Below are 24738 nucleotides of genomic sequence, written 5' to 3' on the forward strand. Positions count from 1 at the left end.
TTATAATTCTGGTTCATCCAACAGGATTTTAATGGCGTAATGTAAAATTTATCAACACTTATGGAATAATAATGAAGGTATTAGGGCAACACCGCTTTTTTCCAGGACTTAATGGTTTACGGGCTATTGCTGCCCTATGTGTTTTCATACAACATACCGGGGTATTTTTGAGATTATTTGGTTATCAAAATGCCGATAAATATAATCATTATTTTTTATCTGGCCATGAGGCTGTATTGCTTTTTTTCGTATTAAGTGGTTTTCTAATTACGTATAGACTGCTCGAAGAACAAAATCAGACGACAAAAATTAATTTAAAAAAATTCTATTTGGGGCGTATTTTACGCATAGTACCCTTACAGATATTGATTGTGAGCCTCAGTTTTCTCATGTTTTTAGGGTTTTATGGTTTAATACCCTCATATCATGAACCCATTCATCCTCTATCAACATTTCTTCTTCTTTTATTCATTCCCAATATTGCTGGATTAGTAGACAATGTTGTTAATGGAGCCTCTCATATATGGTCATTGGGAGTCGAAAATGAATTTTATTTGATTTGGCCATTATTACTTATTCGATTTAAAAAGTCAGTCCTTGTGATGATGGTTTCATTCATTATAATAAAATTGGTTTTTGAATTGTTCATTCTACCCGCGTTTATTAGTCATATTTATTCAAATCACTTCACAAGCTTATTGGCTAAATTTTTACTTCGCCTATTCCCAATTGAAAATATGGCAGTAGGTGCATTTGGCGCATGGTTATTATTTACTCAAAAAACCAGAATATTAAATATTATTTTTAATCCTATAACACAATTATTAACTTATATATCTATTGCTTGGTTAATCTCGTGTAACACTCATGGGATATCCCACTACATTGAAGCTTCCTTGGTACCTTTCATATTTTTATCGTTAATTCTAAATGTTTCATGTAATCCTCGAAGTTTTTTTAAATGTGAAAATAAGGTATTTAATTACTTAGGAACAATTTCTTACGGAATTTATATGTTTCATCCAATTGTTGTATTTTTGACTATATGGTTTATTCGTAATTATGTACCTCATGATAATGCTCTGTATGTCGCTTTTATTTATATATCATGCATGGGTTTAACCATTGGAGTTGCAGGTCTATCATTTAAGTATTTGGAAGAGCCGATTATGCGTCTTAAACGCAAAAAAGCCCTAGCTGAAGAAGCCGTATCAGTTTCTTTTTCAGCATCTACTTCTTAGTTAAATTAGTCTTTTTAAAAGTAGACATAGGAAAGGATGAAATTCAATAAAAGACATTTGAACAAATCTGGTAATTAACTACCTCTGGAATAATTTTCCTTTTCCTTTTATTTTGAATTTAAGATACAACCTCAAAATCCGGAGGTGTTCCTTTTTTATGATTTTCAGCTGGAAAAACAAAGTATCGAAACATTAGAAACAGGGCACAAGCAACTACAAAAATAGCGATTGCTTGGATTGCTTGATGCGGAAACTTAAGTTTATCTACAAGAACCAATAACATGATAAAGTTAATCCCATAGCCTATAAAATGGGCGATCCCATATCGTAGTAGGGCGAGATGTGTTCCTTGATAAGAGAATGAATATTTGAAATGGCTAAAGTAACCTATCAAGGCGCCTATTGGATAAAAAAGAGTAATCGCTATTTTGGGCTCAAGCCAAAAAAAAGTGACGAGCAAATAAATAAGGTAACCAATAAAATTATTAATCACCCCCACAACACTGTAACGAATGAATTGAAATAGGCCCGGAAATTTTTGGATTAATTCATTCATTATTAGTCTGCACATTGTAAAAGGAGTTGTTGCCGATCTACTTTTCCATTTGGATTTTTAGGTAATTCTTTTCTTACAATGATGCGACTTGGGATCATATAGGTTGGCAGTACTTCACCTAAATTTCCTAAAAGGGTTTGTTCATCGACATCGTCAGAACTGGCCACAAAACCAATAAGTTTTCCATAGGCTACATTGGTTCGATGATAAACAACTGCTGCTTGATTTATTTGCGTAAATTTTACCAAAGCATGTTCTATTTCTTCTAATTCAATACGATACCCCAGGTGTTTTACCTGGTTGTCTTTTCGTCCAACAAAATGTAATTCTTCATCTATTTCTTGAACTAGATCTCCAGTCCGATACATACGTTTCATAAAACGTTTTGGTTCCGTAAGAGTTATAAACGATTTTGCACTGCGTTCTAATTCGTTAAAATAACCTGCCGCAACATTCGGCCCTAGAAGACAGAGCTCACCCTCGGGAGCTTCTTGGTCATGTTCATCAAGAATAAGATAATCAAAATTAGGGTTGAGTTTCCCTAAGGGCGGAAGCCCACTTAGCTGTTGGAAATCATCATCATTTAACTCATAAGCGCTACAAATACATGTGCATTCAGTAGGTCCATAAACATTAGTCAATATTGCTTGTTTGGAAAACAACTCATAAAGTTTTTTTAGTTCCGCCTTGGGATAACCTTCACCACCAAAAATAATATGGCGTAACTTTGAGAGTACTTTGATTTCCATTGCTTTCAGGGTGACTAAATAGATTAATAAGGAGGGTACTGAAAACCAAATAGTACATTGCATCTTGCCTACATGAGCGACAAGTTCATAGGGTTTAGTCAACAACTCGCGCGGTACAGGACTCAATGAGGCTCCAGAAAATAATCCTACATAAAAATCAAAGACCGAATTATCAAAGTACAAAGGACTCAAATGAGCAAAATTGTCCTGTTTTTTTATTTTAAAATACTGATTACCCCAAGAGATAAAATGCAGTACATTTTGATGGGTTACCGCAACGCCCTTGGGCGTTCCTGTAGAGCCTGAAGTGAACATGACATAGGCAATCGTAGAGCCATCTATTTGTTGCATTAACTGCGTTTGCCGTTTCCGATCACCTGCTGTGATCGACGGAAAGGTATCCGGTGTAAGTTCAATCGCTTGGATTTTACTTGCATTGGCTAAATCGTGCATTTGTTTGCTGTACGTTGGATCATCATAAAATAAAAATACCGCTTGGCTCACATGCATAATGGGTAAATTGCGGGCCAAGGGGGCGGCGACATCCATATTGACATAGGCGATACCTAACCGAATGGACGCAATCATGAGGGCATAGGTCAAAAATTGTTTACTACTTCCAATTGCAACCACATCACCAGGCTTCATTCCTTTGGCAAGTAAAAAAGCACCTAATCGTTGGGACCAATCCATCAATTCTTCATAGGTAAGGGATTGTTCAGGATAACGAAGAGCAGGTTGGATTGCATTTTCTAATGCAACCTCATCGAATAGTAAACCTAAGTTATGGAAATATTTATTCATATGTTCTCTTCAAAAGTTTTGTAGAATATTATTGAGCATTGTTCAATTTTTACTACCTTATTTATTGATAGTGAAAAAAAGATAAGGATCATTCATTGCCTTAAAACCTACTGACTTACAGAGCATCATAGAACCGGAATTATTAGTGAAACAATCCCACCATGGAGTTAATCCTATTTCAAGGCAGTGATGAATAAAACAAAGAACAGCCTTATTCGCTAGTCCCAAATTTCTATAATTAGGTAGGGTCAGCACATCAATCTCTGTACAGTGATTGGCTTCGGCTGCGGCATAACAGATGGAGGCTAATTTTCCGTCATATAAAACCACAATCGCATTAGACTTCTGGATAAAATCAGACTCATTTCGCCAAAATCTTGAAACTAAATGAAAGTGGCTCTCGATTAGATCAATATTTGTTTGATTTACTCCTGAGAAATTTATTTTTCCTGATTGTTTCAAGAGGGTTGGCGTATCCATTTGATATTCAGAGCCAAGCACGAAGCGTTGCCTATAGGATCTCAGCGGCTCATATTGAGGTTTTAGTATAAATTCGGGAGCATAAGCAGCATACAGACGAACTTTATCGGAATGAAAATTTTTATCGAGGAGTAAATAGTCTTCTAGTTCGAGCTCAAAGCGAGAGTCCATATTGCCAAATATTTGTGCAAATCCAAAGGCATGTTCCACATAAATTTGGGAGGGGGTATTTTGATCATTAACATAGACTACACCATCCTGCTCATCGAGTAGTACCGCTGCGATTAATGGGAAAAAAAATGGGCAACTTAAATAGAGTCGATATATTTGTTCATACCCTTTTTTCTCTAATCGTATCATTTTAAATGGTCAATCCGCCGTTAACATCCAGTACCACACCATTCATAAAATCATTGGTGATCAGAGAAGCTACTGCAAGAGCTACATTATTTGCCTCGCCAAGTCTCCGAAGGGGTGTATTGGTTTGAATGTGTTTGATTATGGATTCATTAAGTGCATGTCGGGTGGAATCAGTGTTTATAAAGCCTGGTGCTACTGCATTACACCGAATACCCAACCTCCCAAGTTCTTTAGATAAAGTGACTGTCATCGCATCAACTCCCGCTTTTGCTGCAGAGTAAGCAATTTGTCCTTCATTACCGCGGGCACTAATTGAACTAATGTTTACGATGGCCCCTTTAATTCTTTTCATTACCATGTGCTCGACAACGGCTGCGGTCATTATGAATACAGAATCCATGTTCTTAGTAATACATTGGCGAAAGCTTTCATAATCATGCATGATATCGGGAGCATTCATGATGCTCACTAGAGGTTTGCTAAAGATGACCCCCGCATTATTCACTAAAATGTCAATGCGACCGTGGCAAGTGATGATCTCCTGGATAACATTTTTTACTTCATTGGGCTGGGTCACATCAAGAACATAACCTTCCAAACCTTGGGGTAAGTCATCCAGAGCTCGAGCATCCAAATCTACGATTAGAACCTTGGCACCCTGCTCATATAAATAAGTAGCAATTGCCAAGCCTAGTCCTTTCGCGCCCCCAGTAACCAGGGCAATTGCACCTCTAAGCTCCAAGATCAACTCCTTTATTTGCGAGAACGTCAATGATTTGTCCAACTGAATCCATTCGAATAATATCAGGTATTTCTAACGCAACATTGAACTCTCGTTCGAGCGATATTACTAAGTCCATCTGTTTAAGGGAGTCCCAACTTCCCAAATTCGCTTTAGTCAATTCAACTTTTATTTCATCCGTTCGTAAACCAAACACATTCGCTAAAACCGAAACTAAACGCTGATTCATGTTTTTAAACTCCAAAAAATTTCACATATTCTTGTGATGAGTAGCGGAGTTCCTCACCAGAACGTGCTAAATGAACACTTGAGGGTTTTGTATTTTTGGTTATTAAAGCCCCAGCACCAATAATGCAGTACTCATCAACTACTACTTCATTAACAATTGTTGCGTTCACTCCGATGAATGTGTTGCGCTTCACTTGGGCTTGTCCAGAAATCACCGCGCCGGACGCAACCCAGCAATGCTCATCTATGCTGGAATGATGCGCCAAAGTTACATTAGCCCAGATCATAGTATTCGCACCTACTGTGACGTGGGGTTCAACAACTGCTGAAGGTAAAACAACACAACCCTCACCAAGAGGTTGTCGGGTATAAACTTTAGCATCAGGATGAATATATGACTCAATTAGATAACCCATTGCTTTAAGGCGATGAAACATTGACTCACGACTCCGATTAATGTCGTGATATCCCATAGCCATAATTATCGAATGATCATGGGGGTTATAATCAGAAACCAGATTCGATAAAGGAATAGAGGGAGCACCAGGAGCCCCATTTGTGTCAATGAAGTCATCATCGACTGTAAGCCCTACTACTTTATAACGTGGGTCTTGTGCTAGATAATCAAGCAGAATATTGGCTGTAATTGCATTGCCCGCTAAAATAATTTTTTTCATTGAAGATCCTCCAGTACCGCCAGGCCAAACCCGGTTCTTCCATAATCATTGCCATTATAAAGCATATAGAGTTGATCTTGATGTTCAAAAATATAGGGGTAACAAATCATTTCGCTATCCCAGCCTTCAGAGGATACATCAATACCTGCCAAGTTATCATTACGATCCCAGTTTAATCCGTCAGAAGATGAAGCAAAGCCGATCCGATAAGTCGCAATCTCTTTTGTGGCGCGATGAGCAAACCACATGTAGTAAATTCCCTCGTTATAATAGACGCTCGGACGACCAAAAGCATACTCATATTCATCTGCAAATGGAATACACATTCCAGGGTCGCAAACCCAATCGATACCATTGTGTGATTGCGCGTGATGGATACCATAATGATGGTGCCAACCATGCTCCAGTTTCTCCCATTTTATGCCTGAGTTATACCAGGTATGCCAAATATCATCTTTGATATGGAATGCAGTTGCTGCTGCAAAAAGTGGGTTATTTTTATCTCGGCCTAGAACAGGTCCTAGGAATTCTTTCTCTAAAGTGAGATTTTCACCATTTAGAATTGCTCTGCCTGTATCACAGATCCATAACTCTTCCGGTAGATTTTGCCATCCTACATAATATAAATAATGTTGATTCTTATTGGTTACAAAACAAACACTGATTACCCCGTCGCAGTCAAAGTAACCAGGAGCTCCAGGAGTGAGTGCCAATTTAGGAGTCCCGATAAGTGACATATGTCCCTCAAACACAGTGGCATAAGATAGGAAAATATGTGAACGGCTTTTTGAATCACGGCATGTAAATGCAACGATAAAAATGTCATCTTGGTAATGGATTGCACAAGGATGTGAGCCATAACTAAAACCAGGAATATTCGGTTCGAACACTAATCCTCGTTTTTTCCAATTAAAAGGTATTGCATGTTTGAGGCGATCCTTCATTTTATCTCCAAAATCAATTACAACTCACAACCCATTTTTAGCAATCGCTCTAAGTATTCAACTCTGCTCATACCAAGTTTTTCTGCCACTGCATACACCTTATCTCTCAAAGCGGGATCCACTCCTTCAAGCTGTCCAAGATAACGTGAACGGATGCTTCCGCCTCGTTTACCCCTATGAGGGATATCAATATTAATGGGGAGTGCTGTATCTGCCACCGTAAATTCTATGACATAAAAACAATGACTAAGTTCCCAGGATAACTTTGCCGCTCTAGCATTGGCGGGAATGAGAGACAACGGAGCTTCATAAGCGTACAGTGGGTTATTTTTAATAAGCATCTTCCCAAGCTCAGTTTCCTTAAGCCAGGGAGCTATTCCTTCATCACAGATGAGCACTTGTCCACCCGGTTTAACAACGCGATCCATTTCCGATATCCCTTTCTGAATATCAGAGAATAAATTAAGTCCCCCAAAATGATAAGCAGCATCAAAAAAATTATCTTCAAAGGGGAGATTTGTCGCATCACTTGCTGAGAAAAATACCTCTACACCAAATTCTTTAAGACTAGAACTGTATTTTTCTATGCCTGCTATGAGCATTTGTTTGGATATATCTTGCGCATAAATAGTCCCTTTTCCACGTAAATTTTGGGCAAGAAAGGGGAGATCATTACCCGAACCAGCTCCTGTCACCAGAATGGTCTGGCCTGGGGATAAATTTAAACGGGAAACTAAATTTTTTCTTAAAGTGGATTCATCGGTTCCAAAAGTTTGAAAAACCCATTGGAACGAATTGTCATGAATGGTCACTGCATCTTCTTGGGCGTAATCATTAGCATTATCTGCTTCACACGCAAAAATAGGAGCATTTGTGTTTTGAATAAAGGGGAAGAAATGTCCATTAGGACAATGCAACCCATCATTTTGACTGGACAAAATCGCACGTTCACATTTCAATTCAGGACAGCAATAACGGAAATCATTTTTCATTTATTACCTCTTTTGACATACTACCCAAAATACGCGTTCAGTAATCCCATAATAATCATTATCAGCAGAGCCGAAAGAAAAATTTTTAAAGAGAGGCGAGAAATAGTCCTCAATGTCTTCTTTACTGGAAAAAGCTTGTAATCGATATCCATTACGATTGTTGTAGGGGTCTTTAGCAATAGTTAAAGTTCCATCTTTTAGTTCTTGTGCATTCTCAAAGATATAGGATGATTTATTAGCAACAGAGGCAATTAAATACCCATCTTTCTTTAATACCCTTGAGTATTCATTAAGATTATCGAGCAAGGTTTCATTTTCATCACAGTAATAACAACAGTGGCATGCTAAAATATAATCAAATTCAGCGTCAGCAAAAGGGATAATGGAGTTTCTGCCCACTCGCAAATCGGGGTTATATCCCATTTTTGTCAGTCTTTGCTGTGTTTGATCTACAATCCCTTGGGTTATTTCAATGCCACTCACATCCAATCCAAGATCACAAAGGAGAGTGGTGTTTCTTCCATCACCAAAACCAACGTCTAGAATTTTATTACCTGGTACTGGTTTTAAAAAGTTCAATCCTGGGTAATTCGCAAGCATTGTTCGTACAACAAACTCAGTTGGATAGACTTTCAAACTGCTTCTGCTCGCATAATGCCGTTCATATTTGGTATTAATATCCTCAATTACTTTTTCCATAAATATTCCTAATAATTACATAAGGGCGTTGTTTGGTCTCAGAAAATATCTTTGCCAAATAAATTCCTATTATTCCTATAAACGAAATGATCATACCACCCAATAACCAAATTGAAACCATTATGGACGTCCAACCATTCAGTGGAGTTGCCAGCAAAAATCGTTGAATAATTAGGAGTGTTGCATAACCAATAGCACCTAAAAAAACAAAAATTCCGCACAGGAAAATCATATGCAGCGGGGTGGCACTAAAAGAGGTAACTGCATTGATCATATGATTAATTTTTTTAAAAAAATTGTAAGTAGTGGTACTCTTTGTATGTTTTTTTACCGTGTAAGCACATTGCTTGAATCCAGTGATCACCCATAAACAGGAAATAACGGACTCGATTTCTTTATGACGTAACAAAGAGTCCACATATCGTCTGGTCATTAAGCGAGCGGTGGTTATATTTTTAGGATGATCAATATTTATTAACCAATTTAGGAATACATAATAAATTTCCCCACTCCACCGTTCAAACCAATTGCCTTTACGAGACTCCTGCACTCCATATACTACATCAGATTGCTCCTTTTCCATGTGTTCAGAAAAAGCGATTAGCCACTCAGGTTCTTCTTCTAAATCACTGTCAATCAAAAATATATAGTCACCTCGGGAGTATTCGAGTCCGGCTCTCATTGCTTTGTGATGGCCAAAATTACGTGAAAGGTCGACTACCACAACATGCTTGTCATGTTCAGTGAGGTACACTGTGTGTTCAAGACTTTTATCAGGTGAACCGTCGTTTACAAAAATGATTTCATAATCATCATTCGCGAATTTCTGCGCGATTAGCGTTATTCTTTGATAAAATTCTTGAATAAAAGCCTCAGATTTATAAAGGGTAGTTACAATTGAAAGTTTCATGTATTTAAATACTTCATGTAAGTTGATGAATTGTTCCCACAATTAAATAACAGGTCAAGAATCGAAACTTGGTGGATAAATTCTCCCCACAATTGAGGATATTCCTCATAACCAGTGTAGTCAAACCAAGTAAGTTTAATGTCGTGGGCAGTAAACACATCTTCTTCGATGTAATCCATAGCGGCGGGTCCTGAAATATACTCCGCAGCTTCAGCTTGGAGACATAAATTAGCTAATCGCTCTGTTTTTCCCTCTACTAAAATATAATCCCATGAATTTTTAATCGCCGTCTTTATCCCTAGATAATGACATATGGCTTTTATAAATTGGTGGTTTAATACGGAAAGATGCGTATAGGAGTTGTTTAGGTAAAGTGGCTCAAGCCAAGCAGCAATTTCGTCAAAATAAGGAGCGCGTCGATAATTTTGTGTTAATGTTTTCCAATGATTTTGCACCCAATCCTCACCATCAATTTCAGTTTCCCGGATACTCTGAAAATATTTGCCTTTAACTTTCACGGGAACAGTTAACCACTGGAGCCCTTGGGATGTTTTAATTTGATTACGATTACGCCAATCACGTCGAGTAAATTGCATATCATCAAAAAGAATGAGCTCATCGACCGCAGCGATCATGTCAAAATAACCTTTCCAAGGGATATAATTAGATTGCAGAATGGCAATTTTTTTTGACAATCGTGCTTTCGTTTTTAAGTCTAGGTCATCCATAATATCAAGCTCAAAATAATGAAGTAAAAAAATCCGCATGAGCAAAACCAAAAATTAATTGCAAAAATCAACCATATAGTTTTATTTTTGAATCATCTCATCCATTCTAAGGGTTTCTTAACAAAGAGAAGAGATATTCTCCATAACTATTTTTTGATAAAGCAAAAGCAGCTTTGGAGATTTCTTGATCATTTAACCAACCGTTCCTCCAGGCAATTTCTTCAAGACATGCAACTTTAAATCCTTGTCTTTTTTCAATTGTTTCTACAAATGAGGCCGCCTCCAGAAGACTATCATGGGTACCGGTATCAAGCCAGGCAAAACCACGTCCCAGCAGTTCAACATTTAGCATACCGCGTTCAAGGTAAGCTTGATTAATGCTGGTGATTTCTAATTCACCCCGAAGTGAAGGTCGTACATCATGAGCAACTTGGACCACATTATTATCATAAAAATACAATCCCGTTACAGCAAAATGTGATTTAGGAAATTCTGGTTTTTCTTCTATGGATAGTACTTTAAGGTCTTTATCAAACTCTACAACTCCAAAGCGGGTCGGATCATTAACCTGATATCCAAATACTGTTGCACCCATCGTTTGTGAGGCTACTTCTTTGAGTTTTGTAGTAAATCCTTGGCCCCAAAAAATATTGTCGCCTAAAATGAGGCAAACTCCATTATCGCCAATAAAATCCTCACCTATTATAAAAGCCTGAGCAATACCCTCGGGTTTGGGCTGAACCTCGTATTGCAATCGGATGCCAAAATCCGTTCCATCGCCCAAGAGATTCATATAATTTTGTAGGTCCTGGGGAGTAGAAATAATGAGAATTTCCCTGATCCCCGCAAGCATGAGGACAGATAAAGGATAATAAATCAAAGGCTTATCATAAACAGGCAACAAATGCTTGGATACACTTTTAGTTAAAGGGTATAAACGTGTTCCACTCCCGCCAGCTAAAACGATTCCTTTCATTTTCTTTCTACATCCTGTAATTGAAATTCAGTTGATTAGGCATTCGATATAGGGTTAGCGATACCTGAGAAATATCTTGGATAAATATCCAGATTCCAAATAATAACAAAAATGAATAATTTTGTTAAATACGGAATCAGTGCATTTTGTTGTTGTAATTTAACACGAGCCTATTTTATAGGCAATTGTCAACCAGCCCTACGCAGTTGTATTAAGTTTATGAACCCAAGGAAAAATAGTTTTTTCTTTGATATGAATCCATTATATGATACACAGGCAAGTGGGTAAGAGGAGACATTGTTAGGAGAACAAATGCAAAAAAATGTAAATATAGATTATTATTTGATCATCATTTTGGGACTATTTTTTTGCGCATTAATCATTTTTATCAGTTATTTTGTAGGTCCTCTTAGTGATGAGAGTCTCCCAATTGCAACCTCACTTCGTTTTATTAAAGGCCAGCGTCCTTTCATTGATGATTACTCTGCATTTATACCATTTGGATTATTATTATATCCTTTAATAAAGTTAAGTTTATGGTTACATAATGGAAATAATGAACTTATTTTATTTTTAAGACATAGTTACATAGTGTTTGTATTTCTCTTGAGTGCTTACACCTTTTTCCTAATAAGAAAAAGATTATCGCTTATGTTGTCATTTTTTATTTTTTTTGGGGTCAATATTTTTCATCCTTTTGGTATCAATAATTTTCACTACGATACTTTGGCGACGTTACTATGGTCTAATATTCTTTTTCAATTTTTTAGTTTTCAATTTATAGAGCCAATAAGAAAAATCCATTTCATCATTTTTTCATTATTTAATCTCATCTTATGTTTAGCTTATCCAACGTTTCTTTTTTTCCTCATTCCCTTTTATCTTATTTTCTCCTTGTTTAGTCAGCACTCAAAGAAAATCTTCCTTTTTCATTTGTTGATTGCTAGTTTTGCTGGTATATGCATAGCTTTTATTCTTTTTTATTACTTTAAGGTTTCAACCCAAGATCTTCATAATTTTTTAGATTTTCTACATCGTCTAAGCTTATCGTCTAATCAATCTTTATTTGACAAATGTATCGAGTTAGCTCATAGAATAATTTCTAAATATTCGTCTGTCCTCTTCGTTGCTTTAGGAAGTTTATTTATTGCGTATATTGGTAGAAGGCATTGGTATATATTATTAACGGGTTTCATCACCATCCTAGTTCTTCCTTTATTTAAGATAAATATTCAACATGCTATTCATACGGATATATTTTGGGTTTTAAATTACACTGGATTTTTGAGTTTCCCTATTTTTCTTATCTTTCTAAGAACAGATGTAGATTCTAGGGCATTATTTTATTTTATTGGCCTTCCTTCTTTAGCAGCTGGGATTTTAACGAGTGTAACCGCACACATGCTGGATATGAATTGGATTATAGGTTTTTTTCCGGCATCGTTATTAACCTATATATTTACTTTTTTTATTTTTCAGAAATATCTAAGGTCCGAAAGCTTTTTACACTACTTCGCAACCAGAGCTGTTTTAATTTTTGGGCTAATAGAGCTTGCTTTCTTTCAATGGAATTTTATTTATGGGGCCAATTATACCGGTATCGCGCTCTATAAAAATTCGATAAAAGTTGATGTTGATGGCCCTTTTAGTGGTCTGCATGTAACTCCCACGTGTTATACAATTGTTACTGAATTACAAAAGGATCTGCAAATATTGGACGTTCCCTATATCAAAGGATTCGCTTATTTTGGATTATTTTCTGCGGGTTATTTATTTCTCACCCAGCTTAAGCCAGGAGAATACGTTTTATACTCGGCACCTGGGCAAAATCATTTTGGGGAAAAAATCAGGACTCCTAATTATGTATTTGATTTTTCCAAACTATGGCGATTTCCTCATGAGATTCGGGACGATTATTTAAAAGGGGTTCAATACCGGCAGATTGCAAGCAGGCAATTTTATGATATTTATGCTTCAGAACCTGTAAAAATTTTAGAACTTAATGATAAATCATTTTCCCGAGGTATAAAATTTTCGATTTAATAAATTGATATAAATTCGATCAACCCACTTTGCTGGACAAGTCATTTAAATTTTGACTTCCGGTACAAAACATAGCCACTTTTAATTCGTATTCAATTGATTGCATGCACAGACTGACGTGTTCGGTGGATTCCAATGCGGCTTCCAGTAGGGGCCTTGCATAACCAACAGTGGTGGCTCCAAGTGCAAACAATTTGGCGGCATTTAAGCCGTTCATTACGCCGCCTGATCCCCAAATTTCGAATGAAGGTTTCAATGCTGCAGCGTGTTTAATCGAGGTTACGGTATCAATCCCCCAATTACGAAACGTAATTGCTGCCTGTTGGCGAATGGGGTCATGGATTGCTCTATGTCCTTCAATTCGTCCCCAGTGAGTCCCTCCCAAACCTCCCACATCAATTGCGGCAATTCCAATATCGTTTAAACGAGTCATAGTGGCCTTAGAAAATCCACAACCTGTTTCTTTCACGATAACGGGTAAAGGTAGTTTTTTAACTAAATCAGCTAAAGCCTGCCAACCTCCTTTATAGGTTGTTGTCCCTTCAGGTTGCATGCACTCTTGTAAGGGGTTGCAATGAATAATTAATCCATTTGCTTGTAAAGCATCTGTTAAACGTTGAATATCACTAAGGGGGGTGGTGATTAATTGAGCGATCCCTAGATTGCTGTACAAGTGGACTTCAGGAAAGTCACGGCGTAAATCGTGCCATTCAAAAGCTGCTTTGGGATCCGTGAGCTCTCGTCTTTGTGAGCCTACTCCCATAGCCCAGCCATTCAACGAACAGGCTTCAACAAGGTTATGATTTATGTGCTTTGCGTGGCGATGCCCTGCAGTCATGGAGCTAATGAGAAATGGTTTTTCTACTACTTGGCCAAATCGAAAACTTTTAATACTGATTTCATCGAAATTTAGGTCAGGAAGAGCATCATGGATTAGATTAATGCTTTCAAAAGTACTGAGTTCCGCGGTTTGATTTTCAGGCATTAAGGCTAATTTGATGTGATCTTGTTTGCGTTGCTCAAACTCTTCATAATTATTTGTCATGGATTTATGCCTGTTTTGTTATCTGTAGTAAATACACCAAAAAGATGGGAGTCTCCGCAATGTACCTCTTTATACCTGTCTTTTCCACTTATTTACTTTGTGAAGATTCTATTATGTGAAATAATTATACTATTTTTATGTCTGAGAACCTAATGGGATTCAACTACGAGGAACTATTTATGAGCACACCGCGAATAATCATTGGAATTACTGGTGCCTCAGGCATGATTTATGGAATACGTCTTTTAGAACTACTACGTTCTACGGACATTGAAACTCATTTGATAGTTAGTAAATCAGCCCAACTGACCCGTAAATATGAAACCAACTTGTCACTTACCGACTTAAAAGCATTGGCCGATGTTTATCATTCCTGGAATGATATTGGTGCAAGTATTGCAAGTGGTTCTTTTCAGACCATGGGGATGATCATTGCTCCTTGTTCGATGAAAACTTTGGCAGAAATTGCGCATGGAACGGGTGATAACCTTATTGGTCGCGCAGCGGATGTGACTTTAAAGGAGCGTAGGAGATTAGTCCTCATGCCTCGTGAATCCCCATTGCATTTGGGGCATTTACAAAATATGGTTACGCTGACCCAACAGGGGGCGATTATGTGTCCTGCAACGCCAGCGTTTTATACCAAACCAGAGACTATAGATGACATCATTAATTACAGCGTAGGTCGAATGCTAGATTTGTTTCATATTGATGTGGGAATAGTAACCCGTTGGCAGGGATAGCTCTCTGCCAAAAATTTCGGGTTTATCGGTTTGCAATGTTTAATCTTGCGTATTTAATTCAACCCAGTTGGCATAAGCTTCCATAAATTTGTGTAAGAATTTTTGGGTGTCTTCTTTGGTAATATTTCCTTGCGCATCAAACAAATCTCCCGCCATGCCAATATAGGTTTCTGGTTGTTGAAGAGTTGGAATATCTAAAAAGACAAATGATTGTCTTAAATGATTGTTGGCGCCAAATCCTCCAATCGCCCCTGGAGAAACACTGATCACTGCGCCAGGAAGTTTACTCCAAATACTTTTACCATAAGGTCGAGAACCCACATCTACTGCATTTTTAAGCACCCCAGGAACAGAGCGGTTGTATTCTGGTGTAACAAACAACACTCCCTGATAGGTTTTCATTTGCTCTCGGAATTTGACCCAAGCCGCGGGCGGTCTATTTTCGTCATCCAGATCCTGGTTGTATAGGGGCAAATCACCAATTTCCACAATTTGCAGGGTTAGAGATTTAGGTGCTAGAGCAATAAGTACTTTTGCCATTTTTTTATTGTAGGATTCTTTGCGCAAGCTTCCTACAATAACTGCGATTTTTTTACTCATATTTACGACTCCTTGTATTTTTTCGGCCTCTACATGATAGGCTATACCTGATTAAATATCTAAAACAATACCTACTTACTTTTACACGAAAAATTCTTTGGTCTTCTCAAGGAACTTAATCCTGCATAACTGGAGCGGGTGGGGCGAATGGGATAAAGAGGGCTGAATCGATAAATCACAAAGTATAACTTGATTACCACGCTGAAGTGCAAAAGCCAAGGCATTGGTGGATAGTAATGATTGATTATTTGGGTAGGGTTGTTTTAAGAAATATTAATTTTTAAACAAAAAAACTCCCCATCCTCTAAAATACTCTCATATTAAAGTGAATAGGAAGTTTCAGGAAATGAATTAGACTACTTCAACTTCTTCAGCTTGAGGACCTTTTTGTCCGTTGCTTGGCTTGAACATTACTGTTGCACCTTCAGCAAGAGTTTTAAACCCGGTGCCTAGAATTGCACTGAAATGCACAAAATAATCTTTACCGCCACTTTCTAAAAAACCGAAACCTTTGGACTCATTAAACCACTTTACTGTACCACGAATTTTATCTGACATGTTAATTTCCTAAATTGTTACCAGGACATTGTAGCATTATTTTATTAATTGTGCTGTTTTTTTATTAAATATTTTTAATTTTTTTTACATTTAATGCAAAAACAGCAAATAATGCCACCACATCATAGAGCATTTTGACTAAAAATTCTAATACTTTGCAATCTTTTAGCCTTGTGTTGTGAGCCAGTGGATTTACCGAATATGTAATAAATTAGTGTTCAGGGATTTCAATGAGCTCGAGTCCATCTTCCTTTTTTAGAAAAGTAAAAATAATTCCTGAGCAAAAAGTAAGAGCTCCTAGCATGAGGAACGTATCATGAAATATCTCGACCGAAAGGACACGTTCTCCAGAATACTTCGCAGTAAATATGCTAAGTAATATTGCGGACACGGCAACCCCAAAGCTTTGAGCTAATTGTTGGATAGTACTCATAATACTGGTTGCGGCACTCATATCCTTTTCAGTAATGTTGGCATAAGCCAAAGAATTCATGCCTGTATACTGTAATGCAATAAGAAATCCATACATAAAAGTTAAAAAAGCAATGCCGTATATGGAAGTATGTTGGTTGATGGAAAAAAAGGACCAAAGAGAAATACTCACGAGGATAGTATTTAAAATTAATAAATTTTTATAACCAAACCACCGCAGTATAGCGAAGGATAAAGGTTTTACTAAAAAAATGCCAACCGCTATTGGAGCGAGCAACAGACCCGATAAACGAGATGAATATCCAAGTCCAATTTGTAACAGTAAAGGCAATAAAAATGGGATGCCCCCAAAACCTAAACGCGCCAATATGTTGCCTACGACTGAAATACAAAATGTACGAGTACGTAAAAGCTCCACTTTAACGATAGGATGCTTTCTTTTATATGAATGCTTGGTATATCCACCCAATAAGAGCAATGCGATTATGAGGGCAGACAGAGGTTCTGTGACTGATGCATTAGACTCGCTTATCATCGATAAACCAAAGGTTAAGGCCGCTAATCCACTCCCGAAAAGAATAAAGCCCAATTTATCCAGCGGAGGAACTGAACGAGGAGGCATGGACGGTAATAATTTGCTTGATAAAATTACAGCAAGTACTCCGAATGGGATATTAACCCAAAAAATCCAGCGCCAAGAAAAGCGATAAGTAATAATTCCACCGAGTAAGGGACCAAGCATCATGCCTAAAGATGCAACCATCACTACAATACTCATTTTGGCAATTAATTCATGCCGCTCGCAAGTCCGTAAAATAATAAGCCGGCCGATTGGTATGGTCAGCGAACCGCCCAAGCCTTGAAGAATACGTGCACAGATCAATTGTCCTAAGTTAATAGTAAATCCGCACCAAATTGAACTTAAAGTGAAAACAACAATGGCTGCGATAAAAACAGTTTTCATCCCAAATTTATCGGCAATCCAACCACTGATAGGGATAAAGATTGCTAGACTCAAAAGGTAACTAATGAGCGCAAATTTCAAATCAATTGGATTAACATTTAAACTTTGTGCCATCACTGGGATTGCGGTATTAATAATGGTGGTATCTACCGCTTCCATAAACATAGCAAATGAAATAATAAACAAAATGATATTTTTTTTCATGAATTCAGTATAGCAATAGGGATGAGTCAATGGTAGCCAAGTGTTAACGAAAGTGAAACTTTATGGGCCTTTTGTCTGGATCCCGCGGACAATCCGCGGGGGCGGAACAGAGCTTGCGAGTTTTAAGTGATGAGTAAGAGATTCAGAGAAAAAAAACCAGACTCCATTTGTTCAAATTAGACCTGACCCAACAAATTTTTTAACCCAGCTAAATGAGATTTTGCCAAGTTTTTTGATTGTTCCTCCGAACGTTCCACATTTTTACCAAACCATTCCAAATGTTCTGCAGGCAATTCATCCAGGAATCGACTGGGCAAACAATCTTGTAATTCGCCCCCACGGCGTCTTTGCTTGGCTAAGGTAAAGCATAGCCCTTTTTGGGCCCGGGTAATGCCAACGTAAGCTAAGCGTCTTTCTTCCTCTATTTGGTCTTCATCAATACTCACCCGATGAGGCAATAATTCTTCTTCCATGCCGACCAGATAAACATAAGGAAACTCCAAACCCTTGGATGCGTGTAAGGTCATCAGTTGCAAAGAGTCGTTATCTTGCTCATCTGCTTGCTCAAGAATATCGATCAAAATTAATTTATTAATTACTTCTGCTAAGGTTTGTTCCGGATTTTTTGCTAATAAGCGCCCGACCCATTCTAATAATTCCCAAACATTGTCCATTTTCTTTTGTGCTTTTGCAGGAGTATCACATTGTTCATAGATATGGGCTTCATAACCGCTGTCTTCTACCATCTGTTTTAAATGCTCTATAATCGAGCCCATGGTTAATCGTTTTTTTGTTTCTTCTATCCATGATTTAAAAGCCTGTAAGGCGGCCCGAGGTTTTTCGGCAATATGTTCGCTCAATGCAAAATGATCTGCGGAGGCATAAAGACTCATTCCCCGGCTTTGTGCATAATGCCCTAATGAATCAAGACTGGTTTCGCCAATGCCCCTTTTTGGGGTGTTAATTACTCTTAAAAAAGCCGCATCGTCCGCTTCGTTACACAGTAGCTTTAGGTAGGCAAACACGTCTTTAACTTCTGCTTTGGCAAACCAGGACTGCCCGCCACTAATCGTATAAGGGATACTATAATGGCGGAGTACTTTTTCAAATACCCTTGACTGATGATTGCCCCGATATAAAATTGCATAATCGCCATATTCTGTTCTGGAGCGTAGTTTGTGGCTGATTAAATCAGCAACTACTTGTTCTGCTTCATCATTTTCATCTTTGCAACGAATTACTCGTAAAAGTTCTCCGTGACCTAATTCACTCCATAATTTTTTTTCAAATAGATGCTGATTGTTCGCGATAAGGTGGTTGGCTGTGTTTAAAATAATATTAGTTGAGCGGTAATTTTGTTCTAACTTTATGATTTTTAATTGTGGATAATCATGCTGCAGTTGCTTCAAATTTTCAGGTTTAGCACCTCGCCATGCATAAATTGATTGGTCATCATCACCTACGACCGTAAAACGGGCTTGAATTCCAGTTAATTTTTTTACCAAGAGGTATTGACTCGTATTGGAGTCTTGGTATTCATCTACCAGCAAATGGCGGATTTTGTTTTGCCAATAATCTAATACAGAAGAATGTTCATTTAAAAGACTGACTGGAAGACGAATTAAGTCATCAAAATCAACGGCATTGTATGCCTTAAGTGCTTGCTGATAACGAGGGTACAAGAGCGCAGCTTCTTCGTAGAAAGGTGTATCCGGACTGTGTTTTATAACTTGATCTGGCGTGAGAAGGTCATTTTTCCAGCGAGAAATTTGTTGTTGGATTTGAAAAATAAATTCTCGTTCGGTTGCTTTATTTGCGGGTAAAAAACTGCGTAAGATCTGTAAACAATCTTCGCTGTCAAAAATAGAAAATCCCTTTTTCAGATCGCATAAAGCGTAATCACGCTTAAGAATGCTCAACCCTAGAGTATGGAAGGTAGCTATTTTTAAACCGCGACGATTCGCTGCAGGGAGAACGGCGGCCACGCGAGCACGCATTTCATTGGCTGTTTTGTTTGTAAAGGTTACGGCACAAACTGTATTGGCGGCATAACCGCATGTGTTAATTAAATAGCCTATTTTTTGCGTGATTACTCGTGTTTTACCGCTTCCAGCTCCAGCAAGAACTAATAAAGGTCCGTCTATATAACGTACCGCTGCCATTTGTTGGCTATTCAACATCTTAAAGGGACTCGCTCAAAAAGGAGCGATTATTGCCCGCTTAGGCATTGTGAATCAACTATTAATTAATAGATCGTTCGACGTCAAATTCTTCTTCAGTATCAATTTCAATGAATTCAGGTTTAGGTTCTGGTTCATTTGCTTCTTCGATACCAAAAACGACTTTGTCAATGGTTTTAAATAAGGGGGCAAGAATATTTTTATCTCTCATTATTAATCCTTTAATTTTTCAGAGGAGGTTTTAAAAGAATAGTTCAAAATCATTTTTTCTCCAGGAAAAATTACAAAAAAATTATGATATACTTTGCACCGTCACGAGATTTTATTTAGGGTCAATTGCACTCTCTATTTTGGAGTAGACCTCTATTTTTTTGTGCTCCCACACTCTCATTCGTGGATGTTTGCTATGCTTCGATGTTTAAAATAAAGAGGATGATTCAATCTAGAACATTGTATGCTGGACCTAGTTTTCCGTAATTTTATTTGAGTTTATTATGAAAGAATCCGACACGCTTCAACGCTTTATTTTTGAACATGCCAATATTCGTGGTGAAATTGTTCATATTGAAAATACGTATCAAAATATTATGAGCCAGCGCGATTATCCGCCCATGGTTAAAAATTTGTTAGGAGAGGCGATTGTCTCTTGTCTTCTTTTAGCTTCCAGTATTAAATTTCAGGGTAGCTTAAACCTACAATTCCAAGGAGATAAGCGTCTCCCTTTACTATTAGTTCAGTGTGACCATGAGTTTAATGTGAGAGCTTTTGCTCAATTTATGGAACATTTGGAAACCAAAGAATATGCCTCAGCTTTTCTAGAAGGGCAGATGGTAATTACGATTAATCAATACAATAAAACAAGTTCCTATCAAAGTATGGTTCCCATTCAATCAACTTCTATGAGTGAGAATTTAATGAATTATTTTGCTCAGTCCGAGCAAGTATCCACGCGGGTTTGGTTGGCCGTGAATGAGAATGCTGCAGCTGGAATGTTGCTGCAACTAATGCCAGGCCAAGATACCGTACAAAGAGAGCAATTCTGGGAATATGCGGTGCAATTAGGCCAAACGGTGAGTGAACATGAATTACTTACATTAGATAATGAAACATTACTTTATCGTCTTTATCATGAAACAGAGCTGAGAATATTTGATAGCCGTAAAACTCAATTTAAGTGTCGCTGCAGCCTGGAGAAAATGAAGCAGGTATTGGCTGTTTTAGGTGAAGACGATGCAAAAGCATTATTACAAGAAGAAGGTGAAGTAGCGATTCGCTGTGATTTTTGCAATAAAAAATATACGTTTGATCCAATTGATGTTGCAATGTTATTCCACAAGGGATAATGATTGCTGTCTTGGATTAAAACAAGTCAGTACCCAGTGGCGTTTTGCTGCCCCAGGCTATGAATTGAATTTTATTGTAGAGTAAATTTTATTGAAGATAACATTCCTTCATCTGATTGAATGAGCTCTACACACTCCCCACGCATGGCTTGCAGTACATGTTGCAATCTAAGAAATTGTTCGCTGAGTTGTATGTATAGATCGGTTGAGTGTTTTCCTTCTAACTCACCAATAGTCAAATAGGCGGCTTGTCCCATTTCAGAAAAATACTCGAGACTGACATGTCGTCTTTTTGCAATACCAGGAAATAGACCGCAACAGAGTAAACTTTTATCCCCCACATCGCGAAGTAATTCCATTTGCATGGTTTTCGGTCTGTTTATGGACTCAAGAAAATCGAGTGCAACCACCGATTCGATGAGTTTAGGTCCTTGAGAAAAACGCATTAATAAAAATACCAAATAACTTTCGGTATTTTCAGTGAGCATAAGCTGGGTTGCAGCTTGCGCCTCATTAACCAGAGCATACCATTGGCTAATGTCAGTGGGATGTAAAATTAATTGTTTCATAATTACTCCCTATTTTTTACCCCTCTCTTTTATTTTAGCAGTTAAAAAAAAATTGGTAGGTTTTAAAGCAACTTATTGAGCTGCAAGAAGGATTCTTGATTTAAGCCATGCGGTCTCAGGCTACAAATTAATAGAGAGGAACTTTGAGTTTGCTATACTAAAATAACAAGAAGCTGATAGGTTTTAGCTGCTTATTGATGTATAATGTCAAAACTATGAACAAATATTCTGCTTTTTCCTTCAAAGGTTATTTATGATTGATCAGATTCGCAACATCGCCATTATCGCCCACGTTGACCATGGTAAAACTACGTTAGTAGATAAATTACTCCAACAAACCGGTACATTAAATGAGAGAGCTCCTAAAGTTGAGCGCGTTATGGACTCCAATGCTTTAGAAAAAGAACGTGGCATTACCATTCTTGCCAAAAATACCTGTGTGTATTGGAAAGATCATCAAATTAATATTGTTGATACCCCAGGACATGCTGATTTTGGTGGGGAAGTCGAGCGTATTTTATCGATGGTTGATAGTGTGTTGTTGCTGGTAGATGCAGTGGACGGGCCTATGCCACAAACACGTTTTGTGACTCAAAAAGCTTTTGCCCGCGGATTAAATCCTATTGTAGTGATTAATAAAATTGACCGTCCGGGAGCTAGGCCGCATTGGGTTATGGATCAAGTGTTTGATCTTTTTGATAATTTGGGTGCGACCGATGCACAATTGGATTTTCCGGTAGTTTATACTTCTGCCTTAAATGGTTACGCTAAGTTGAATTTGGAAGATGAAGCCACAGACATGAGTGCTTTATTACAAACGATTATCGATGAAGTTGAAGCACCTAAAGTGGATGCGAATGGTCCTTTCCAAATGCAAATTAGCTCTCTCGATTATTCATCTTATGTGGGTACGATTGGCATAGGTCGTATTACTCGAGGCCAAATTAAAGCTAAATCCCCAGTTAAAATTATCGATAAAGATGGCAATATTCGTGCGGGTCGATTGTTGCAACTACTCGGTTTTAAAGGCCTTGAGCGCATCGAAGTTGAAGAAGCGGGGGCGGGCAATATTATTGCCATTACTGGTATCGAAGGCATTAAAATTTCTGATACGATTTGTGATCCCAATCTGGTTGAGGCATTACCGGTACTTTCGGTGGATGAGCCAACAATTAGTATGACCTTCCAAGTTAACGATTCGCCGTTTGCAGGTCAGGAAGGAAAGTTTGTGACCTCGCGAAAAATTCGGGAACGCCTAGAAACAGAATTATTACACAACGTTGCTTTACGCGTTGAGGATTGTGACGACCCTGATAAATTCCGGGTTTCTGGTCGCGGTGAACTACATTTATCCATTCTGATCGAGACAATGCGTCGTGAAGGCTATGAATTAGCGATTAGCAAACCAGAAGTCATTATTCGCGAAGTAGATGGCGAGCAACAAGAGCCTTATGAGCATTTAACTGTCGATGTAGAAGAAAATCACCAGGGTTCTATCATGGAAAAGTTAGGTGAGCGTCGTGGTGAACTGCAAAATATGGTTCCAGATGGTAAAGGCAGAGTACGTCTTGACTATATGATTCCTACCCGAGGCCTGATTGGTTTTCATAATGAGTTCTTGTCTTCCACCTCAGGTACAGGTTTAATGTATCATGTGTATGATCATTATGGTCCGGCAATTAAAGGGCGAATAGGGAAGCGCGCAAATGGTGTACTGATTGCCAATTGTCAAGGAATGGCGCGAGCTTTTGCTTTGTTCAACTTGCAAGATCGTGGTAGGTTATTTGTTGAGCCACAAACAGTTTGCTACGAAGGAATGATTGTTGGAATCCATGCCCGTGATAATGATTTAGTGGTGAATGTGACTAAAGAAAAACAATTAACTAACATTCGTGCTTCAGGTTCTGACGAAAATATTATATTAACTCCTGCAGTCAAATTAACTTTGGAGCAGGCATTGGAATTTATTGATGATGATGAATTAGTGGAAGTAACTCCTGATTCCATCCGTATAAGAAAAAAATCATTGAAAGAACATGAACGAAAAAAAGCATCAAGAACAGCAAATATTGAAGAATAAAATTAAATTTAAACGGATCGTTTTGTATGCACGTCAGCACCGAGCCAATCAAGGGGTAAACGAAAGTTTAGGCCGTCTGATCGAGTTCCTGGAAAACCAAGACGTGCAAATTTACCAAGACATTGATACCGCTTCTAGCTTTGATGCGAAAATTCCCATATTGGCCAGGGAAGATATGGGTAAAAAAAATGATTTGATCATTGTTGTTGGCGGTGATGGTAGTTTGCTTTCAGCAGCCCGCATGGCGATTAAAGTGGATACCCCGGTCATCGGTATTAACCGCGGCCGCCTGGGGTTTCTTACCGATATTTTGCCCCATGAACTGGAAAAACAGCTGGGTGCAGTTCTTAGCGGCGATTATGAAGAAGAAAAGCGTTTTCTTTTACATACTCGAATTTATGATGAACATCATACTTATTTTGAGGGTGATGCACTCAATGATGTCGTATTAGGCCGGGGTCAGGAAACGCATCTCATTGAATTCTCAGTACATGTAAATCAACAATTGGTGAGCCATTATCGATCTGACGGTATGATTCTCTCCACACCCACCGGTTCTACTGCCTACGCTTTATCTGCGGGCGGTCCAATTATGCATCCACAATTGAATGCCATCGTTCTTGTGCCTATGTTTTCTCATAGTTTGAGCTCACGTCCATTGGTTATCGATGGGGAGTCTAAAATTGAACTGCATATCAGCCAATTCAATGAAGCTGATTTGCGAGTGAGTTGTGATGGTCACGAATCAAGGATGGTCAAACCCGGACAAAAAGTGGCTATTCAAAAAAATAGCCATCAATTACGTCTACTGCACCCTCTTGATTATCATTATTATGATACATTACGATCAAAACTGGGTTGGGAATCTAAACATCAGGGATAGGATTGAAC

25 protein-coding genes are annotated in these 24738 nt (G+C 38.1%); 6 read left to right on the top strand and 19 right to left on the bottom strand.

Annotation, left to right across the window (positions count from 1 at the left end):
* Positions 1-71 precede the first annotated feature (71 nt).
* A complete protein-coding gene (locus HBNCFIEN_RS00885) occupies positions 72-1241 on the top strand; it encodes an acyltransferase (protein WP_182392287.1) in 1170 nt (389 codons plus the stop codon).
* Positions 1242-1359: 118 nt separating this feature from the next.
* Here HBNCFIEN_RS00885 and HBNCFIEN_RS00890 read toward each other — a convergent pair whose 3' ends face one another.
* The 12 genes from HBNCFIEN_RS00890 to rfbA all read right to left on the bottom strand — a co-directional run bounded on the left by HBNCFIEN_RS00890 (position 1360) and on the right by rfbA (position 11086).
* Positions 1360-1797, bottom strand: a complete 438-nt coding sequence (locus tag HBNCFIEN_RS00890) for a GtrA family protein (RefSeq protein ID WP_182392288.1) — start codon at positions 1795-1797, stop codon at positions 1360-1362.
* Positions 1798-1799: 2 nt separating this feature from the next.
* Positions 1800-3350, bottom strand: coding sequence for an amino acid adenylation domain-containing protein (locus HBNCFIEN_RS00895; RefSeq protein WP_182392289.1), 1551 nt, complete (start codon positions 3348-3350; stop codon positions 1800-1802).
* 57 nt (positions 3351-3407) lie between these two features.
* Complete coding sequence (locus tag HBNCFIEN_RS00900) at positions 3408-4190, bottom strand: GNAT family N-acetyltransferase (RefSeq protein WP_182392290.1); 783 nt, start codon at positions 4188-4190, stop codon at positions 3408-3410.
* 1 nt (position 4191) lies between these two features.
* Positions 4192-4932, bottom strand: coding sequence for an SDR family NAD(P)-dependent oxidoreductase (locus HBNCFIEN_RS00905; RefSeq protein ID WP_182392291.1), 741 nt, complete (start codon positions 4930-4932; stop codon positions 4192-4194).
* Positions 4922-5161: an acyl carrier protein gene (locus HBNCFIEN_RS00910; RefSeq protein WP_182392292.1), complete on the bottom strand. Its 240-nt coding sequence runs from the start codon at positions 5159-5161 to the stop codon at positions 4922-4924. The genes HBNCFIEN_RS00905 and HBNCFIEN_RS00910 overlap by 11 nt, the downstream gene beginning before the upstream one ends.
* 4 nt (positions 5162-5165) lie before the next feature.
* A complete protein-coding gene (locus HBNCFIEN_RS00915) occupies positions 5166-5837 on the bottom strand; it encodes an acetyltransferase (RefSeq protein ID WP_182392293.1) in 672 nt (223 codons plus the stop codon).
* Positions 5834-6781 (bottom strand): hypothetical protein, encoded by a 948-nt coding sequence (locus HBNCFIEN_RS00920; protein ID WP_182392294.1) that lies wholly within the window; start codon positions 6779-6781, stop codon positions 5834-5836. Before HBNCFIEN_RS00920 ends, HBNCFIEN_RS00915 begins: the two co-directional genes overlap by 4 nt.
* A gap of 17 nt (positions 6782-6798) precedes the next feature.
* The gene (locus HBNCFIEN_RS00925; RefSeq protein ID WP_182392295.1) at positions 6799-7773 is read right to left on the bottom strand and encodes a class I SAM-dependent methyltransferase; all 975 of its coding nucleotides are present in this window, start codon (positions 7771-7773) and stop codon (positions 6799-6801) included.
* Positions 7774-7776: 3 nt separating this feature from the next.
* Complete coding sequence (locus tag HBNCFIEN_RS00930) at positions 7777-8472, bottom strand: class I SAM-dependent methyltransferase (RefSeq protein ID WP_182392296.1); 696 nt, start codon at positions 8470-8472, stop codon at positions 7777-7779.
* Positions 8456-9382, bottom strand: a complete 927-nt coding sequence (locus HBNCFIEN_RS00935) for a glycosyltransferase family 2 protein (protein ID WP_182392297.1) — start codon at positions 9380-9382, stop codon at positions 8456-8458. The genes HBNCFIEN_RS00930 and HBNCFIEN_RS00935 overlap by 17 nt, the downstream gene beginning before the upstream one ends.
* A complete protein-coding gene (locus HBNCFIEN_RS00940; RefSeq protein ID WP_220471001.1) occupies positions 9379-10149 on the bottom strand; it encodes a WbqC family protein in 771 nt (256 codons plus the stop codon). The genes HBNCFIEN_RS00935 and HBNCFIEN_RS00940 overlap by 4 nt, the downstream gene beginning before the upstream one ends.
* Positions 10150-10216: 67 nt before the next feature.
* A complete protein-coding gene (rfbA, locus tag HBNCFIEN_RS00945) occupies positions 10217-11086 on the bottom strand; it encodes a glucose-1-phosphate thymidylyltransferase RfbA (protein ID WP_182392298.1) in 870 nt (289 codons plus the stop codon).
* Positions 11087-11398: 312 nt separating this feature from the next.
* Between rfbA and HBNCFIEN_RS00950 the strand changes: the two genes are divergently transcribed.
* Positions 11399-13129, top strand: coding sequence for a hypothetical protein (locus HBNCFIEN_RS00950; RefSeq protein ID WP_182392299.1), 1731 nt, complete (start codon positions 11399-11401; stop codon positions 13127-13129).
* Positions 13130-13148: 19 nt separating this feature from the next.
* On the opposite strand, the gene fni is transcribed toward HBNCFIEN_RS00950, so the two are convergent.
* Positions 13149-14174 carry a type 2 isopentenyl-diphosphate Delta-isomerase gene (gene fni, locus HBNCFIEN_RS00955; RefSeq protein WP_182392300.1) on the bottom strand — a complete coding sequence of 342 codons (1026 nt, stop codon included), beginning with the start codon at positions 14172-14174 and terminating at the stop codon, positions 13149-13151.
* Between the two features lie 179 nt (positions 14175-14353).
* Between fni and HBNCFIEN_RS00960 the strand changes: the two genes are divergently transcribed.
* Positions 14354-14917, top strand: a complete 564-nt coding sequence (locus tag HBNCFIEN_RS00960) for a UbiX family flavin prenyltransferase (RefSeq protein ID WP_182392301.1) — start codon at positions 14354-14356, stop codon at positions 14915-14917.
* 39 nt (positions 14918-14956) lie between these two features.
* Here HBNCFIEN_RS00960 and HBNCFIEN_RS00965 read toward each other — a convergent pair whose 3' ends face one another.
* From HBNCFIEN_RS00965 to HBNCFIEN_RS00985, 5 genes are all read right to left on the bottom strand, one after another.
* Positions 14957-15517, bottom strand: coding sequence for an NADPH-dependent FMN reductase (locus HBNCFIEN_RS00965; RefSeq protein WP_182392302.1), 561 nt, complete (start codon positions 15515-15517; stop codon positions 14957-14959).
* A gap of 351 nt (positions 15518-15868) precedes the next feature.
* Positions 15869-16075: a cold-shock protein gene (locus HBNCFIEN_RS00970; protein WP_010652353.1), complete on the bottom strand. Its 207-nt coding sequence runs from the start codon at positions 16073-16075 to the stop codon at positions 15869-15871.
* Positions 16076-16286: 211 nt separating this feature from the next.
* On the bottom strand, positions 16287-17675 hold the full coding sequence (locus HBNCFIEN_RS00975; protein WP_182392303.1) for a DHA2 family efflux MFS transporter permease subunit: 1389 nt from the start codon (positions 17673-17675) through the stop codon (positions 16287-16289).
* 176 nt (positions 17676-17851) lie between these two features.
* Entirely contained in the window at positions 17852-19855 is a 2004-nt protein-coding gene (locus HBNCFIEN_RS00980; RefSeq protein WP_182392304.1) for a UvrD-helicase domain-containing protein, read from the bottom strand.
* Positions 19856-19916: 61 nt separating this feature from the next.
* Entirely contained in the window at positions 19917-20066 is a 150-nt protein-coding gene (locus tag HBNCFIEN_RS00985; protein WP_182392305.1) for a hypothetical protein, read from the bottom strand.
* Positions 20067-20349: 283 nt separating this feature from the next.
* Here HBNCFIEN_RS00985 and hslO point away from each other — a divergent pair, with 283 nt between their 5' ends.
* Positions 20350-21198, top strand: a complete 849-nt coding sequence (gene hslO, locus HBNCFIEN_RS00990) for an Hsp33 family molecular chaperone HslO (RefSeq protein WP_182392306.1) — start codon at positions 20350-20352, stop codon at positions 21196-21198.
* A 71-nt stretch (positions 21199-21269) separates the two neighbouring features.
* Here hslO and HBNCFIEN_RS00995 read toward each other — a convergent pair whose 3' ends face one another.
* On the bottom strand, positions 21270-21767 hold the full coding sequence (locus HBNCFIEN_RS00995; protein ID WP_182392307.1) for a hypothetical protein: 498 nt from the start codon (positions 21765-21767) through the stop codon (positions 21270-21272).
* Between the two features lie 253 nt (positions 21768-22020).
* Between HBNCFIEN_RS00995 and typA the strand changes: the two genes are divergently transcribed.
* A complete protein-coding gene (typA, locus tag HBNCFIEN_RS01000; RefSeq protein WP_182392308.1) occupies positions 22021-23847 on the top strand; it encodes a translational GTPase TypA in 1827 nt (608 codons plus the stop codon).
* Positions 23804-24730 carry an NAD(+) kinase gene (locus HBNCFIEN_RS01005; protein WP_182392309.1) on the top strand — a complete coding sequence of 309 codons (927 nt, stop codon included), beginning with the start codon at positions 23804-23806 and terminating at the stop codon, positions 24728-24730. The genes typA and HBNCFIEN_RS01005 overlap by 44 nt, the downstream gene beginning before the upstream one ends.
* The last annotated feature ends 8 nt before the right edge of the window (positions 24731-24738 follow it).

The sequence above is a fragment of the Legionella sp. PC997 genome (genome assembly GCF_014109825.1).
Classification (GTDB): Bacteria; Pseudomonadota; Gammaproteobacteria; order Legionellales; family Legionellaceae; genus Legionella.

What these genes read in the sequence shown, in the direction of transcription:
- HBNCFIEN_RS00885 (WP_182392287.1), top strand. Translation starts at nt 72, where the DNA reads ATGAAGGTATTAGGGCAACACCGCTTTTTTCCAGGACTTAATGGTTTA.
- HBNCFIEN_RS00890 (WP_182392288.1), bottom strand. Translation starts at nt 1,797, where the DNA reads ATGAATGAATTAATCCAAAAATTTCCGGGCCTATTTCAATTCATTCGT.
- HBNCFIEN_RS00895 (WP_182392289.1), bottom strand. Translation starts at nt 3,350, where the DNA reads ATGAATAAATATTTCCATAACTTAGGTTTACTATTCGATGAGGTTGCA.
- HBNCFIEN_RS00900 (WP_182392290.1), bottom strand. Translation starts at nt 4,190, where the DNA reads ATGATACGATTAGAGAAAAAAGGGTATGAACAAATATATCGACTCTAT.
- HBNCFIEN_RS00910 (WP_182392292.1), bottom strand. Translation starts at nt 5,161, where the DNA reads ATGAATCAGCGTTTAGTTTCGGTTTTAGCGAATGTGTTTGGTTTACGA.
- HBNCFIEN_RS00915 (WP_182392293.1), bottom strand. Translation starts at nt 5,837, where the DNA reads ATGAAAAAAATTATTTTAGCGGGCAATGCAATTACAGCCAATATTCTG.
- HBNCFIEN_RS00920 (WP_182392294.1), bottom strand. Translation starts at nt 6,781, where the DNA reads ATGAAGGATCGCCTCAAACATGCAATACCTTTTAATTGGAAAAAACGA.
- HBNCFIEN_RS00925 (WP_182392295.1), bottom strand. Translation starts at nt 7,773, where the DNA reads ATGAAAAATGATTTCCGTTATTGCTGTCCTGAATTGAAATGTGAACGT.
- HBNCFIEN_RS00930 (WP_182392296.1), bottom strand. Translation starts at nt 8,472, where the DNA reads ATGGAAAAAGTAATTGAGGATATTAATACCAAATATGAACGGCATTAT.
- HBNCFIEN_RS00935 (WP_182392297.1), bottom strand. Translation starts at nt 9,382, where the DNA reads ATGAAACTTTCAATTGTAACTACCCTTTATAAATCTGAGGCTTTTATT.
- HBNCFIEN_RS00940 (WP_220471001.1), bottom strand. Translation starts at nt 10,149, where the DNA reads ATGCGGATTTTTTTACTTCATTATTTTGAGCTTGATATTATGGATGAC.
- rfbA (WP_182392298.1), bottom strand. Translation starts at nt 11,086, where the DNA reads ATGAAAGGAATCGTTTTAGCTGGCGGGAGTGGAACACGTTTATACCCT.
- HBNCFIEN_RS00950 (WP_182392299.1), top strand. Translation starts at nt 11,399, where the DNA reads ATGCAAAAAAATGTAAATATAGATTATTATTTGATCATCATTTTGGGA.
- fni (WP_182392300.1), bottom strand. Translation starts at nt 14,174, where the DNA reads ATGACAAATAATTATGAAGAGTTTGAGCAACGCAAACAAGATCACATC.
- HBNCFIEN_RS00960 (WP_182392301.1), top strand. Translation starts at nt 14,354, where the DNA reads ATGAGCACACCGCGAATAATCATTGGAATTACTGGTGCCTCAGGCATG.
- HBNCFIEN_RS00965 (WP_182392302.1), bottom strand. Translation starts at nt 15,517, where the DNA reads ATGAGTAAAAAAATCGCAGTTATTGTAGGAAGCTTGCGCAAAGAATCC.
- HBNCFIEN_RS00970 (WP_010652353.1), bottom strand. Translation starts at nt 16,075, where the DNA reads ATGTCAGATAAAATTCGTGGTACAGTAAAGTGGTTTAATGAGTCCAAA.
- HBNCFIEN_RS00975 (WP_182392303.1), bottom strand. Translation starts at nt 17,675, where the DNA reads ATGAAAAAAAATATCATTTTGTTTATTATTTCATTTGCTATGTTTATG.
- HBNCFIEN_RS00980 (WP_182392304.1), bottom strand. Translation starts at nt 19,855, where the DNA reads ATGTTGAATAGCCAACAAATGGCAGCGGTACGTTATATAGACGGACCT.
- HBNCFIEN_RS00985 (WP_182392305.1), bottom strand. Translation starts at nt 20,066, where the DNA reads ATGAGAGATAAAAATATTCTTGCCCCCTTATTTAAAACCATTGACAAA.
- hslO (WP_182392306.1), top strand. Translation starts at nt 20,350, where the DNA reads ATGAAAGAATCCGACACGCTTCAACGCTTTATTTTTGAACATGCCAAT.
- HBNCFIEN_RS00995 (WP_182392307.1), bottom strand. Translation starts at nt 21,767, where the DNA reads ATGAAACAATTAATTTTACATCCCACTGACATTAGCCAATGGTATGCT.
- typA (WP_182392308.1), top strand. Translation starts at nt 22,021, where the DNA reads ATGATTGATCAGATTCGCAACATCGCCATTATCGCCCACGTTGACCAT.
- HBNCFIEN_RS01005 (WP_182392309.1), top strand. Translation starts at nt 23,804, where the DNA reads ATGAACGAAAAAAAGCATCAAGAACAGCAAATATTGAAGAATAAAATT.